Here is a 13750-nt window from a genome sequence, read left to right on the forward strand (position 1 = left end):
TAACGTGGGTCCCGTGCTCGCCGGAATCCTCATCGCCATCGTCGTCGTCGTCGGCCTGGCTCTCGGCCTGCCCTGGGTCATGAACGCCCAGGCGGCGGAGGCGGAGCTGGAGGGGGATCCCACGGAGCGCTTCTCGGACTCGGTCCGGATCCTCCACCGCGAGGCGATCGACACGCAGAGCGAGACCGGCGTCGAGGTGTCCACGCCTCTCACCCGGCGGGCGGACCTGCTGGAGCTCCGCCTCATCTCCCGCCAGGCGGCGCGCCGTCGTCTCGCGGTGGTGGCCGTGCTCGTGGCCGCGTTGGCGGTCGCTGGAGTCCTGGCGGCGGTCGGTGCTGCACCGTGGTGGACCATGCTCGTCCCGGCGGGCCTCATCGTGGCCTTCTTCGGCGTGGCCAGGATCTCGGTGGTGGCGATGCACCGCAGCCTCGACGCCCGGTCCGCGGCCGTCAAGGCCGGCTTCTCCGAGGACGAGGACACGGTCACGATCGACCTGTCGGACCGGGAGGCCACCGAGAACATCGAGATCTCCATCGACCTCTCGATGCCCACCACGCTCGGCGCGCTGTGGGACCCCATCCCGGTGGCGCCGCCCACCTACGTGCAGCAGCCCCTCCTCCCGCGGACGGTCCGCACCATCGACCTGTCGGCGCCTCTGAGCCCGTCCTCGCCCGTCATCCCGACGGCGGACAACCCGTCGGCGCCGGCGTTGGCGGAGGCCGAGGAGGCCCCGTTCCGCCCGCGCGCGATCGGCGAGTAGCGCCGCCCCTTGGGTGCCGCCTCCCACGGGGCTGACTTGGCCCCCGGCTCGGCTCGGTGCTAGCATTCGTGATGCTTTGAGGGGCTATGGCGCAGTTGGTAGCGCGTCTCGTTCGCAATGAGAAGGCCGGGGGTTCGAATCCCCCTAGCTCCACTTAGGGCCGGTCACCTGACCGGCTTTTTTCATGCCCTGTCAGGGGGTGCAGCCCTGGGTGCTGACCTCGGCGGTGGCCGAGGCGGCGCCGTCGATGACAGCGGCCGCCTGGGCGTTGGTCAGCGCGTACGTGGTCTCGGCGTCCACCAGCGAGATGGCGAACACCGTCCCGGCCACCTGGCCGGCCTCGTTGAGCACAGGGCCCCCTGAGTTGCCCGGCTCAGCGTGCGCGCGCAGTGCGTAGATCTCCCGGTCCACGACGGAGGCCCCGTAGATGTCGTCGCCGCGCGCCTCGACGGTGCCGCGCACGCGGCCGGAGGTGACCGTGTAGGGGCCGCCCCCGGGGAAGCCCGCGACCGCGACCGGGTCCTGGGGGGCCAACGGCGCCGACCGTTCGAGCGGCGGTGCGGTGAGGCCCGGGACGTGCAGGACCGCCAGGTCCAGGTCGGGGGAGAACGCCACCACCGTTGCCCGCAGGGCCTGGCCGGCCACCTGTACGGCCACCGCGTCCGAGCCGGCCACGACGTGGGCGTTGGTGACCACCCGCTCGGGGGCGCTCACCCAGCCGCTGCCGCTGTTGCCGGCGAGCGGGCCGCGACACTCGGGCACCGCGGCGGAGATCAGCAGGACGCTGCCCGCCGCGGCCTGCACGCCGGCCGACTGGGCGGTGGCGTCGTCGGGGGCCGGGACGGGGAGCTCGGGCTCGGGGAAGAGGCCGCTGAACGCGCGGGGGAGGCCGGCGGCGTGCAGCACCTCCGTCAGCCGCGACGCCTGTCGAGCCGCCTCCGCGGGAAGGGCCCGTCTGATGACGCCGAGCGCCACCGAGTCGTCGATGGTGCGCGCCCAGGTGGGCGGGGCGATGGGTTTGATGGCGGCGGCCAGGATGCCGATCACCAGGGCGGACACCAGAACCGCACCGGCCGCGCCGAGGGTGGCGTCGACGGCGTGGGGCCGGCGGTGGCCGCGGATCCGACGCCCGATGGAGCCGACGACGCCCTCACCGATGCCCGCGCCCACGAAGGCCGCGCCGATGAGGGCCAGCGACTGCGCCAGCACCGGCCATCCGGTGCCCCAGGCGGCGACGATCCGTGGGCCGGCCCAGAGGCCCCCGAGGATGCCGAGGACGGTGCCGGCGAGCGAGAAGGCGCCGGCGACCAGGCCGCTGCGCCACCCGCGCACGGCGTACGTGACGAGCATCAGGACGATGACTGCGTCGAGGATCCAGTGCATGGGGGCTCCCGTGTGGTCGTGGCGCTTCCCAGAGTGCCACCTTCACGGCCGCGTAGCCTGGGGAACGTGTCAGAGCCCCGCAAGCCTCGCCGCCCCGCCTTCCGGGAGCCGTCGGTCATCGACGCGATGGGGGAGGGCGTCGATCCCGTCGCCGACCTCCACGCGGCCCACGAGTCCGCCGCGGCCCTGCTCGGCGCCGGCCGCCACAGCACGGACCCGGAGGTCACCCGTCGGCTGATCAACGTGGTCGACGAGGTGGGGATCACCACCCTGGCAGACCTGTGGTCCACCCGCCCGGCGCGGTCCCTGCCGGGGGTGCTCTACCGGCTGTACGTGCTGCGGGAGTGGGTGCAGCGTGATCCCGACGGCGCGGCCCGCCAGTACTCCGCCGGGACCCATCTCTCCGAGCCCAACCACGCCGTCGCGGGTGCGGATCCCACCGGGCCCGACGAAGTGCGCCGCGTGGCCGACGACATCCTCCGGGGTGTGTTCGACGGCGACTTCGGCCTGGCGTTGGAGCGGGCGGCGGCGTTCGCCCGGGTGGTGTCGGCCGGCCGCGGCAACCTTCAGGCCGGCGACGACGTGGCCACCGATCGGCTCATGCACCTCGCCGAGGACCTGGCGTGGAGCGCCCGCCTCTGGCGCAGCGGCGAATTGGAGTAGGTGTTTGACCCTCGGCCGTCGACGGGTATTCTCGTCGCGTGCCGAGCCGCGGTAGCCCCGGGCTCCAAACTTAGCCGCTCAGAGCGGCCCCGCGCCGAGAGGCGCTCCCGGCTCGGCACACCACTCTTTCTCGGGTATGTTTGGCCCTCGGTGTGTCGGGAAGCCTGGTCGACGTCGTGGTCGGCGCGTGCCGCCACGGCTATGACCGAAGGAGAGCCATGACCACTCCGTCCGAGCTGACCCGCCGGGACCGGCTGCGCCGCTGGGTGACGCTGGAGACCACGAGCGGCGTACTGCTCCTGATCGCCGCTGTGCTGGCGCTCGTCTGGGCGAACTCGCCGTGGCGCGAGGCCTACCAGTCGCTCTCGAACTTCGTCATCGGGCCCGAGGCCCTGCATCTCGACCTCTCGCTCGCCAAGTGGGCGGCGGACGGTCTCCTGGCCGTGTTTTTCTTCATCGTGGGCGTGGAGCTCAAGCACGAGATCGTCGCGGGCAGCCTGCGCAGGCCCAGGGAGGCCGCCGTGCCGGTCCTGGCCGCCGTGGGCGGCATGATCGTGCCTGCCCTCATCTATGTGGCCGTCGTCACCGCGCTCCGGGACCCGGCCGCGCTGCAGGGGTGGGCAATCCCCACCGCCACGGACATCGCCTTCGCCATCGCGGTGCTGGCCATCTTCGGGCGTGGCCTGCCGCGTGCCCTGCGCACGTTCCTGCTCACACTGGCGGTCGTCGACGACCTCCTCGCGATCATCGTGATCGCCGTGTTCTACACCGCGGGCCTGGACCTCATCTGGCTCGGCGCCTCTCTGGTGGCCGTCGCCCTGTTCGCGGTGGTGGTGCGCTCGCGCAAGCCGGCTCCCTGGCTCCTCCTGGCGTTGGCGCTGGCTGCGTGGGGGCTGATGCACGCGTCGGGCGTGCACGCCACGATCGCCGGCGTGCTTCTCGGCTTCATGGTGCCCGCCATCGCCGTACACGGGGAGACTGAGACCCGCACGCATCACTACGAGCATGCCGTGCGGCCGTTCTCCTCCGGCATCGCCCTGCCGCTGTTCGCGTTCTTCTCGGCCGGCGTCTCGCTGGTCGACGGTGACGGGCCGGCGAGCGTGCTGGCGCAGCCGGTGGTGCCGGCCATCATCGTGGGCCTGGTCGTGGGAAAGCTGGTGGGGGTGCTGGGCGTGACCGCTCTGGTGACCCGGCTCACGCCGCTTCGCCTGCCGGACAGCATCGGCCTGCGGGACCTGCTGCCGGTGGGGTTCCTCACCGGCATCGGGTTCACCGTGTCGCTGCTCATCGCCGAGCTGTCCTTCCCGGACGCCGGGCACACGGCAGGGGCGAAACTGGCCATCCTCCTCGCCTCGCTCCTGGCCGCCGCCTTGGCCGCGGTCTTCCTGCGCTGGGACGCGCGGAAGCTCCGCAGCCGCGACATGAACGAGGACGGCGTCCCGGACATGGACAGCGCGCCCATCCGCGACGCGCGGGACGTCTCCGACCACTGAGGCCCCGACGGGGCGTCAGTCGCGGGGCGCGGGCGAGAGGCCCTGGAACCGCCGCATGTGGTAGGCCAGGGACTCGTCACCGGTGACCTCGGCCGCGGCCACCGTGCCCAGGATGATCGTGTGGTCACCGCCCGGCTCGAACGTCAGCTCGTCGCACCGCACCCAGGCCGCCACCCCCTCGATGCGGGGGAGGCCGTGGTCCTCGCGCCAGGCCAGGCCGGAGAACCGGTCCGGCAGGTCCTGGCGCGCGAACCTCACGGCCACCTCGGCCTGATCGGCGGCGAGGATGTTGATCCCGATCCGGCCCGACGCGCGCACCCGCTCGATCATCCCGCCCCGGTTGTCCAGCGCGAACAGGACCATGGGCGGGGTGATCGACAGGGAGGCGAACGCCGAGACGGTGGTGCCCGTGGGCGCACCGCCGATGGCGGTGGTGACGACGGTGACGGGAGCCGCCACGCGCGCCATGGCGTCGCGGAACGAGGTCAGCAGGTCATCCACGGGCCCCACCGTATCGCCACGGGGCAAGTGCGGCTCAGCTGCGCGGATCCGCCGCGTCGTCCTCGTCGACGTAGATGCCGGGGGCGTCGTAGATGAGGGAGGCGCCGTCGGCGGACTCGCGCATCTCGCGCGGCGCGATGACCCGCGCCAGGTGGTAGATGCCGATGGTGACGATGGTGCCCAGCGCGATGCCGCCGAGCTCGAAGCCGCCGCCGAAGGGCAGGGAGACGTTGCCGACGCCGATGATGATGCCCGCGGCCGCCGGGATCAGGTTGAGCGGGTTGCCGAAGTCCACCCGGTTCTCCTTCCAGATCTTCGCGCCGAGCAGGCCGATCATGCCGTAGAGCACCACGGTGATGCCGCCCAGGACGGCGCCGGGGGTGGCCGAGATCACGGCGCCGAACTTCGGGGAGAAGCCGAACAGGATGGCCACCAGAGCAGCGACGACGTAGGCCGCGGTGGAGTAGACGCGGGTGGCCGCCATGACGCCGATGTTCTCGGCGTAGGTGGTGGTGGGTCCGGCGCCGACCAGGGTGGCGATCATCGAGCCCGCGCCGTCGGCCGCGATGGCCCGGCCCATGACCGGATCGAGGTCCTCACCCGTCATCTCGGCGACGGCCTTGACGTGGCCGGTGTTCTCGGCGATGAGCGCGATCACCACGGGCAGCGCCACGATGATCGCGGCGAAGGAGAAGCTCGGCAGGTGGAAGCCGACGACGTTGGTGGTGGCGCCGTAGCTCCAGTTGGCGAGGTCCGAGACGGGCGGGAGCCCGAACCAGCTGGCGTCGGCAACGCCGCTCCAGTCCACCCGCAGCTGCTCGGTGACCGTGCCGTCTGCCGCGACCTTCTGCAACGGCCCGAGGACCGCGTCGAACACCCAGCTCAACAGGTAGCCGATGACCAGGGACAGGAAGATGGCGATGCGGCCCATGAAGCCCCGCAACCCGATGCTGAGCGCGATGACGATGAGCATCACGGTGAACGCCAGCCACGGGTCGACCGGCCAGTACACCGACGCGACGACGGGGGCCAGGTTGAACCCGATCAGCATGACGACCGCGCCGGTCACCACCGGCGGCAGGGCCTTGTGGATCACGCGTGCCCCGGCGAAGTGGATGATCAGGCCCACCATGAACAGCGTCAGGCCCACGACGAACAGAGCCCCCGTGAGGTCCGCCGGGTCACCGCCGGCGGTGTAGACGGCGGTGGCGACGCCCACGAAGGAGGCCGACGAACCCAGGTAGCTCGGCACCCGGTGCTTGACGGCGAACAGGAACACCAGCGTCGCGACGCCGGACATCATCACCGCGAGCTGCGGGTTGAGGCCCATGAGCAGGGGGAACACGAAGGTGGCGCCGAACATGGCCACCACGTGTTGCGCGCCGAGCCCGATCGTCCGGCCCCAGGTGAGCCTCTCTGTCGGCTTGACCACCGCGTCCGGGGCGAGGATTCCGTTGTTGTGCAGCTTCCACATGGGGCGCATTCCTTTCGTCGGCCAGACTTTACTGCCTGCGCCGCGTGCCCCGGCCACCGGTCCCGCCCACGGGTTAGGGTGGTTCCATGTCGCACGACGTGGTGGTGCTGGGGGCGAGCGTCGCAGGTCTGACGGTCGCCAGACGCCTCGCCGCGGAGGGCTACGACGTCCTGGTGCTCGATCCCAACCTGGAGTTCCGCAGCGCGGCCATCGGTCACGGTGTGGCCGCGGTGGGCCACGCGTCGACGGTGGCGGCGATGGGGCACGCGTACGGGCCGGCGGCGGTGCTCGAGCATGCGCGGCGCAACGTGGCCGCGATGGCCGAGATCAGGCAGATCCATCCGGCGGCGCTCACGTTGCCGCTCCGGGACCGCTCGCTGCCGGGCGGCGACGAGCGGGATACCCGCGAGGTGGCCGGCCACTTCCGGGCGGCCGGCATGGAGGCGCAGGTCCTCATCGGTCCCGACGGCGCGGCGCTGCTGACCGACGCGCTCGCGGTGGACCCGCTGGCCTACGCCGAGTCTCTGCGGTCGGCGGCGGTGGCCGCCGGCGCGCAGGTGGTGCACAGCGTGACCGTGACGCACCTCACGCGCAAGGAGGGCGTCACCCGGATCGGGTTCCGCAACAACCTCGCCTGGGTGCGCGACGTCGGCGTCGTGGGCGGGGTGGCGGTGGTCGACACGCTGGGGGTCAGCCCCTGGGGGAGGGCCGCCCGCATCGGACCGGCGCAGTGGGTGCCCATCGTCCGCTGCACGCCATCGCGGCCTGTGGCGGAGATCAGCCTGCATGCCACCGGGCCGGCCTGGATGGTCCGCCCGGTGGGGGACTCTGCCCTGGTGGTGGGCCAGAAGACGGGCCTGTCCACCATCGACGGTGCCACGGCCGGCCTGCGCCGGTGGGCGGCCGACACCCTCGGCGCGACGGACGTGGAGACCGCCCGGATGGCCATCGATCCGAGCGACCACGGGCGCCCCGTCGTCGGCGCCTCGGCGATCCCCGGCGGCTACTACGCCCGCGGCAACGGCCGCGGTGAGCTGATGAACGGGACCGCGAGCGGCTACTACCTGGCCGGCCTGCTCCTCGGCGACGGGTCCTCCGCCATCGCGCTGCCCCGGTTGAGCCGGATGAGGGCCTACGGGTCCCGGATGCTCAGGCCGCACAGGCCGTAGGACGCGTCAGGTCCGGGCCGCTCAGATCCAGGCGTTGCCGAACCACATCCGCATCAGCCAGGCGGGGCGGGTGATCACCTCGCCGGTCAGCACCGGGTAGAAGAACGCGAAGTTCAGGATGACCAGCGCCAGGAACACGCCCACCGTCATGGCCCGCACCCGCCGTCGGGGGTGGTGCGCCGGGCCGAGGATCTTGCCCAGGGCCATCGCGAGCACCGTGGCGCTGAACGGGATGATCATGATGGCGTAGAAGAAGAACAGGGGTCGTCCCGCATAGCGGAACCACGGCAGGTAGGTGGCGGCCACGGCCAGCAGCGGCACCGCGAAGCGCCAGTCGCGGCCCATCAGCCACCAGACCAGGCCGGCACCGAGGGCCAGCGCCGCCGCCCACCACAGCAGGGGTGTGCCGATGCCGTTGACGATGCTCACGCAGGTGGTGCCCACGGCCTCGCAGCCGTCGGTGCCGGGCTCGATGTCGTTGACGGCCCAGATCGCGATGGGGCGCTGCAGGAAGAGCCAGCCGGCGGGGTGGGCCTCGTAGGAGTGCGTGGCGTCGACCATCATCCCGTCGCCGGTGTGGAAGCGGTACATCTCGACGTGGTAGTGCCAGAGTGCGCCGAGGGCCTCCCCGAAGCGCTGCACGATCGGATCGTCCGGGTGGTCCGCGCCCCAGTCGCGGTAGTAGCCGCCCTCTGTGCCCAGCCACCGGAACCAGGAGCCGATGTAGATGGGGACCACCACGACGACGAGGTTGACGAACGCCATGGGCGCGTCCACGGCCAGCGACCACCACTGCGCGCGGCCCGCCCCGGCCAGGCGGCGCGCGCCCAGGTCCCAGAACACCACCGCGACCCCGAACACCGCGATGAGAAACAGCGAGTTCCACTTCGTCGACACCGACAGGGCGAACATCACGCCCGCGGCGACGCGCCAGGGCCGCCACAGCATCAGGGGGCCGAAGGAGCCGTCGAGATCCGGCAGGCCCTTGGCGCGCAGGTGGTCCGCCAGCTTGTGCCGGAACCAGTCGCGGTCCGCCACCAGCGCGGCGACGCCCGCCACCGCGAACGTCGCCTGGAAGATGTCGAGCAGGGCGATCCGGCTCATGATGAAGGCCAGCCCGTCGAAGGTGAGCAGCAGCCCCGCCACCCCGCCGATCAGCGTGGAGCGTGAGAGCCGCCTGGCCATCCGGATGGTGAAGAACACCAGCAGCGTGCCGAAGATCAGCGCCATGAACCGCCACCCGAACGGGTTCATCCCGAACATGGCCTCGCCGGCGGCGATCAGCAGCTTGCCCACCGGCGGGTGGACGATGTAGGCGGCCTGCTCCTTCATGCCCGACAGGTCCCCGCGCAGGATCATGTCGTTGGCGCCGTCGACCCACTGCCGCTCGAAGCCGGACTGCAGGATGCCCCACGCGTCCTTGGCGTAGTAGGTCTCGTCGAACATGATCCCGTGCGGCTTCGCCAGGTTGTGGAAGCGCAGCAGGAACGCCAGCAGCGTGATGCTGAGCGTCACGATCCAGCCGGCTGTGCGGTCACGCAACCGGCCGTCGTCGAGAGCCTGGAGCGTCGTCAGCACTCATGCATCATAGGCTGACCTCATGCACCCCCTCCCCGACGGCGCCCTCATCCTGGCTGCGACACCCATCGGGTCCTCCGACGACGCCAGCCAGACCCTCCGTGACGCCCTGGCTTCGGCGGATGTCATCGCGGCCGAGGACACCCGGCGCTTCGTGCTGCTCACCAAACGCCTGGGCATTGCGCCGTCGGCGCGGGTGGTCAGCTACTTCGAGGGGAACGAGGCCACGCGCACCGTCGAGCTGGTCGACGCGGTCGCGGCGGGGCAGCGCGTGGTGCTGGTGACCGACGCCGGGATGCCCTCGGTGAGCGACCCCGGCTACCGCGTGGTGGTGGCCTGCATCGAGGCCGGTCTGCGGGTCACGGCCGTGCCCGGGCCGTCGGCGGTGCTGACCGCCCTGGCGGTCTCCGGCCTCCCGGTGGACCGGTTCTGTTTCGAGGGTTTCCTGCCGCGGAAGGCGGGGGAGCGGGGGCGGCGGCTGGCCGCGCTGGCTGGCGAGGAGCGCACGATGGTGTTCTTCGAGGCGCCCCACCGGCTGGAGGACTTCCTCCGCGACGCCGCCCGCGAGCTGGGCGACGAGCGCCGCGGGGCCGTCTGCCGGGAGCTCACCAAGCCGTTCGAGGAGGTGGTCCGGGGTCCGCTGGCCGAACTGTCGCGGTGGGCGGCCGACGGGGTGCGCGGCGAGGTGACGGTGGTGATCGCGGGAGCCGAGGCCGCGACCGCCTCGGCCGACGACGCCCTCGAGCTCGTTCGGCGCGCGCGGGCGGGTGGTGCGAGACTGTCGGAGGCGGTGGCGGACGTGGCGAAGCTCACGGGCGCGAACCGCAAGGAACTGTACGCAGCGGCGTTGGCCGATAAGGAGAGCCCCAGGTGAGTCCCCTCGAGACGCTCGGCCTGCCACCCCTGCCGGAGGCGCTGCCGCGCCCCGTCGTCGACAATCACACCCACCTGTGGTCCACGCACGAGTACTCCGGGTTGCCGGTTGTGGACTCCCTGCGGCTGGCCGCCCAGGTGGGGGTGTCGCGGCTGATCGAGGTGGGCTGCGACGTGGAGTCGTCGCGGGCGGCGATCGAGCTTGCCGAGCGGGAGCCGACGGTGCGGGCCGCGGTGGCGCTGCACCCCAACGACGCGGCCCGCGTCCTGCTCCGCGACGGCGCGGCGGGCCTCTTCGCCGTGCTGGCCGACCTGGAGCCGCTCGTGGCGGCTCCCGAGGTGGTGGCCGTGGGGGAGACGGGACTGGACTACTACCGCACCAGGGAGGCCGAGGGGCGGGAGGCGCAGGAGGTCTCGTTCCGGGCGCACATCGGATGGGCGAAGGCCTACGGCCGGACGCTGATGATCCACGACCGCGACGCGCACGACGACATCCTGCGGGTGCTGGACGACGAGGGCCTCCCGGAGCGCGTGGTGATGCACTGCTTCTCCGGCGATGCGGAGTTCGCCGGGCGCTGCCTGGAGCGCGGCGCGTTCCTGTCCTTCCCCGGGGTGGTCACGTTCGGCTCGGCGGGCGCGCTGCGGGAGGCCGCGCTGGCCACGCCGCTGGACCGGATCCTCGTCGAGACCGACGCGCCTTACCTCACCCCTGCGCCCCAGCGCGGCAAGGCGAACGCCCCCTACCTGCTGCCGCACGCCGTCCGGTTCCTGGCCGACCTGCTCGGGGTCGAGCTGGGCACCTTCTGTGATCAGATCGTCGCGAACACCGACGCGGCCTACGGGCGGTGGGGCACCCATGCCTGAGCTCGGCCTGCTGGATCCGGCCTCGGTGCGCCGCATCGCCGCGGAGCTGGACCTGCGCCCCACCAAGCAGCGGGGCCAGAACTTCGTCGTCGACCCCAACACGGTCCGCAGGATCGTGGCCCTCTCCGGTGTGACCTCCGCCGACGTGGTGCTGGAGATCGGGCCCGGGCTCGGGTCGCTCACGCTCGGGCTGCTCGAGCAGGGGGCGCGGGTGGTGGCCGTCGAGATCGAGGACCGGCTCGCCGAAAGGCTTCGGCGCACGGTGGCGGAGCGGATGGGCGACGAGGCGGCCTCGCGCCTGGAGGTGGTGGGCGCCGACGCGCTGCAGGTGGACGCCCTCCCAGGACCGGCCCCGTCGGCGCTGGTGGCCAACCTCCCGTACAACGTGTCCGTGCCCGTGCTGCTGAGGATGCTCGAGCTGTTCCCCGGATGGAGCAACGGGCTGGTGATGGTGCAGCTGGAGGTGGCCGACCGCCTGGTGGCGCCACCCGGCAGCAAGGTCTACGGCGTGCCCAGCGCGAAGGTGGCCTGGTACGCAGAGGCCGCGCGCGTCGGGACGGTGCCGCCGAAGGTGTTCTGGCCAGTCCCGAACGTCGACTCCGGGCTGGTCCGGATCACGCGGCGGCCGGCGCCCGCGACCACCGCCACCCGTGAGGACACGTTCACAGTGATCGACGCGGCCTTCTCGCAGCGGCGCAAGATGCTGAGGGCCGCCCTGGCGGGGCTGGCCGGGTCGTCGGCCGCGGCCTCGGCGGCGATCGAGGCGGCCGGCATCGACCCGCAGCTGCGCGGGGAGATGCTGGACGTCGCCGCGTTCGCGGCCATCGCGGAGCAGCTGTCGGCCGGGCCGCGCTGAACAACGTCTGGGGGCGCCGCGCGATGCGCTAGGTTCAAGACGTGACGGCGGTCAGGGTTCGCGTGCCGGCGAAAGTGAACCTCGCCCTGCGGGTCGGCGGGACCGACGAGCAGGGCTATCACGCGCTGGGCACCGTCTTCCAGGCTGTGTCGCTCGGCGACGAGGTGACGGCCGAGGCCGCCCCCGCCGGGGTCTTCCGGTTGTCCTTCCAGGGTGAGGGGGCCGCTTTCCTCCCCGTCGACGACACCAACCTCGCCATGCGTTCGGCGAAGCTGCTCGCCGAGCGGTTCGGCCGGCCCGACGTCGGCGTCACCCTCCTGGTCCGCAAGCGCATCCCCGTGGCCGGCGGCATGGCGGGCGGTTCGGCGGATGCCGCGGCCGTGCTGGTGGCCTGCAACGCGCTGTGGGAGGTGGGGGCGAGCCGGGAGGAGCTGCACGAGCTGGCCGCCGCGATCGGCTCGGACGTGCCGTTCCTCCTCATGGGAGGGACCGCGATCGGCACCGGGCGGGGGGACCTGCTGGCCCCGGTGATGTCCAGCGGCACCTTCCACTGGACCCTCGCCCTCTCGCACGCGGGCCTGTCCACCCCCGCTGTCTTCAAGGAGTTCGACCGGATCAGCAGCCCGCAGGACACGGCCATCCCCGTCGCGCTGCTGGAGGCGCTCCGCGCCGGTGATGCCGAGGGGGTGGGGGCGGCGCTGGTCAACGACCTCGAGCCCGCGGCCGTCTCCCTCCAGCCCACCCTCGCCCGTACGCTCGAGATCGGCCTGGCGGCCGGCGCGCTGGGGGCGATCGTCAGCGGGTCCGGGCCCACGTGCGCCTTCCTTGCCGGCTCCGATGCCCACAGCCACGAACTGGCGGAGACGCTCAGCGTGTTCAGCGGGGTGCGCGCGGTCCGCCGCGCCTACGGGCCCGTGGCGGGCGCCCAGGTGCTCGGATGAGCGACGAGGTCGATCAGGTCGTCGCGGCCTGGGAGCGTGAGCGTGGGGATCTGGTGCTCGAGCCCATGCACATCTGGTCGAGGATCGACAGGCTCGCGGGCATCCTCGCCGGGCATCGCAAGCGCGCGTTCTCGGCGCACGGCATCGAGGGGTGGGAGTTCGACGTGCTGGCGGCGCTCCGGCGCGCGGGCAGGCCCTACCGGCTCTCCCCGGGTCAGCTGTTGCGGGAGACGCACGTCACGTCCGGGACCATGACCAACCGGGTGGACCGGCTGGTGGCCCGCGGCGCGGTGACCAGGATCCCGGATCCCGACGACGGGCGCGGGATGCTCGTCACCCTCACCCCGGCGGGCCTGGAGCTGGTGGACGCGGCGCTGGTCTCGCTCGTCCTGCTCGAGGAGGCGCTCCTGGCCGAGTGGGATCCCGCGGACCGTGCGGAGATGACCGACTACTTGAGGCGGCTGCTGCTCGGCTCTGCCTGAGGCCGCTCGTCGCCGTCCTCGGCCTCACCCTTGCGGCGGTCCTTGGCCTCCATGATGAGGCGGGGTTCCGTCTGGAGGTGCGCCATGCCGTTCCACGCCAGGTTGATGAGGTGGCTCGCCACCACCTGCCTCGACGGCTCACGGTTCTCCAGCCACTGCTGACCGGTCTGCGCCACGAGCCCGACGAGGGCCTGGGCGTAGAGCCCGGCGAACTGGGGGTCGTGGCCGGTGCGCTCGAACTCGCCCGCCAGGATGTCCTCGACCTGGGCCGCGATGTCGCTGAGGATGGAGGCGAAGGAGCCGCTGGGCTGCCCCGTCGACGAGTCCCGCGAGAGGATCCTGAACCCGTCGGGGCAGCCGTCGATGTAGTCCAGCAGGGCCATCGCGCCACGCTCCAGCAGCTCGCGGGAGCCGGCGCCCGGCGTGGTGAGCGCGCTCCGGATGGACGTGTGGAGCACCTGTGTCTCGCGGTCCACCACGACGGCGTAGGCGCCCTCCTTGCCGCCGAAGTGCTCGTAGACCACGGGCTTGGACACCCCGGCGCGCGCGGCGATCTCCTCGACGGACGTGCCCTCGTATCCGCGCTCGGCGAAGAGCTCGCGGGCGATCTCCAGCAGCTGCTCGCGGCGCTGGGAGGCCGTCATCCGGGTGCGGGATCGGCGTGCGCGGGCGGGCTGGCGGGTGGACACGGGTGCCATTCTCGCACGACCGCC

14 protein-coding genes and 1 tRNA gene are annotated in these 13750 nt (G+C 72.4%); 10 read left to right on the forward strand and 5 right to left on the reverse strand.

Annotated features, from left to right (window positions below):
• Positions 1-13 precede the first annotated feature (13 nt).
• Both ACX1D3_RS06505 and ACX1D3_RS06510 read left to right on the forward strand, forming a co-directional pair.
• A complete protein-coding gene (locus tag ACX1D3_RS06505) occupies positions 14-760 on the forward strand; it encodes a hypothetical protein (RefSeq protein WP_458996175.1) in 747 nt (248 codons plus the stop codon).
• 80 nt (positions 761-840) lie between these two features.
• Positions 841-913: transfer RNA gene (locus ACX1D3_RS06510), tRNA-Ala, on the forward strand.
• Positions 914-952: 39 nt separating this feature from the next.
• Here ACX1D3_RS06510 and ACX1D3_RS06515 read toward each other — a convergent pair.
• Positions 953-2143, reverse strand: a complete 1191-nt coding sequence (locus tag ACX1D3_RS06515; protein WP_458996176.1) for a MarP family serine protease — start codon at positions 2141-2143, stop codon at positions 953-955.
• A gap of 66 nt (positions 2144-2209) precedes the next feature.
• On the opposite strand from ACX1D3_RS06515, the gene ACX1D3_RS06520 reads away from it, so the two are divergent.
• Together ACX1D3_RS06520 and nhaA are read left to right on the forward strand one after the other, a co-directional pair.
• A complete protein-coding gene (locus ACX1D3_RS06520; RefSeq protein ID WP_458996177.1) occupies positions 2210-2806 on the forward strand; it encodes a hypothetical protein in 597 nt (198 codons plus the stop codon).
• Between the two features lie 218 nt (positions 2807-3024).
• Positions 3025-4299: a Na+/H+ antiporter NhaA gene (gene nhaA / locus ACX1D3_RS06525; RefSeq protein ID WP_458996178.1), complete on the forward strand. Its 1275-nt coding sequence runs from the start codon at positions 3025-3027 to the stop codon at positions 4297-4299.
• Positions 4300-4314: 15 nt separating this feature from the next.
• Here nhaA and ACX1D3_RS06530 read toward each other — a convergent pair whose 3' ends face one another.
• Positions 4315-4800, reverse strand: coding sequence for a flavin reductase family protein (locus tag ACX1D3_RS06530; protein ID WP_458996179.1), 486 nt, complete (start codon positions 4798-4800; stop codon positions 4315-4317).
• A 34-nt stretch (positions 4801-4834) separates the two neighbouring features.
• Complete coding sequence (locus tag ACX1D3_RS06535; protein WP_458996180.1) at positions 4835-6274, reverse strand: uracil-xanthine permease family protein; 1440 nt, start codon at positions 6272-6274, stop codon at positions 4835-4837.
• Positions 6275-6360: 86 nt separating this feature from the next.
• On the opposite strand from ACX1D3_RS06535, the gene ACX1D3_RS06540 reads away from it, so the two are divergent.
• Positions 6361-7443 (forward strand): FAD-dependent oxidoreductase, encoded by a 1083-nt coding sequence (locus ACX1D3_RS06540; RefSeq protein WP_458996181.1) that lies wholly within the window; start codon positions 6361-6363, stop codon positions 7441-7443.
• 21 nt (positions 7444-7464) lie between these two features.
• Here the strand turns inward: ACX1D3_RS06540 and ACX1D3_RS06545 are convergent, their stop codons facing one another.
• Entirely contained in the window at positions 7465-9018 is a 1554-nt protein-coding gene (locus ACX1D3_RS06545; RefSeq protein ID WP_458996490.1) for a dolichyl-phosphate-mannose--protein mannosyltransferase, read from the reverse strand.
• Between the two features lie 25 nt (positions 9019-9043).
• Between ACX1D3_RS06545 and rsmI the strand changes: the two genes are divergently transcribed.
• The 5 genes from rsmI (at position 9044) to ACX1D3_RS06570 (ending at position 13037) form a co-directional block, all read left to right on the forward strand.
• Entirely contained in the window at positions 9044-9895 is an 852-nt protein-coding gene (gene rsmI / locus ACX1D3_RS06550) for a 16S rRNA (cytidine(1402)-2'-O)-methyltransferase (RefSeq protein ID WP_458996182.1), read from the forward strand.
• The gene (locus ACX1D3_RS06555; protein WP_458996183.1) at positions 9892-10758 is read left to right on the forward strand and encodes a TatD family hydrolase; all 867 of its coding nucleotides are present in this window, start codon (positions 9892-9894) and stop codon (positions 10756-10758) included. Before rsmI ends, ACX1D3_RS06555 begins: the two co-directional genes overlap by 4 nt.
• The gene (rsmA, locus tag ACX1D3_RS06560; RefSeq protein WP_458996184.1) at positions 10751-11614 is read left to right on the forward strand and encodes a 16S rRNA (adenine(1518)-N(6)/adenine(1519)-N(6))-dimethyltransferase RsmA; all 864 of its coding nucleotides are present in this window, start codon (positions 10751-10753) and stop codon (positions 11612-11614) included. Before ACX1D3_RS06555 ends, rsmA begins: the two co-directional genes overlap by 8 nt.
• Positions 11615-11676: 62 nt before the next feature.
• The gene (locus ACX1D3_RS06565; RefSeq protein ID WP_458996185.1) at positions 11677-12555 is read left to right on the forward strand and encodes a 4-(cytidine 5'-diphospho)-2-C-methyl-D-erythritol kinase; all 879 of its coding nucleotides are present in this window, start codon (positions 11677-11679) and stop codon (positions 12553-12555) included.
• Positions 12552-13037: a MarR family winged helix-turn-helix transcriptional regulator gene (locus ACX1D3_RS06570; RefSeq protein ID WP_458996186.1), complete on the forward strand. Its 486-nt coding sequence runs from the start codon at positions 12552-12554 to the stop codon at positions 13035-13037. The genes ACX1D3_RS06565 and ACX1D3_RS06570 overlap by 4 nt, the downstream gene beginning before the upstream one ends.
• Here ACX1D3_RS06570 and ACX1D3_RS06575 read toward each other — a convergent pair.
• Complete coding sequence (locus tag ACX1D3_RS06575; protein WP_458996187.1) at positions 13004-13735, reverse strand: TetR/AcrR family transcriptional regulator; 732 nt, start codon at positions 13733-13735, stop codon at positions 13004-13006. The genes ACX1D3_RS06570 and ACX1D3_RS06575 overlap by 34 nt on opposite strands.
• Positions 13736-13750: the final 15 nt, after the last annotated feature.

It is taken from the genome of Tessaracoccus yangjingae (assembly GCF_054483935.1).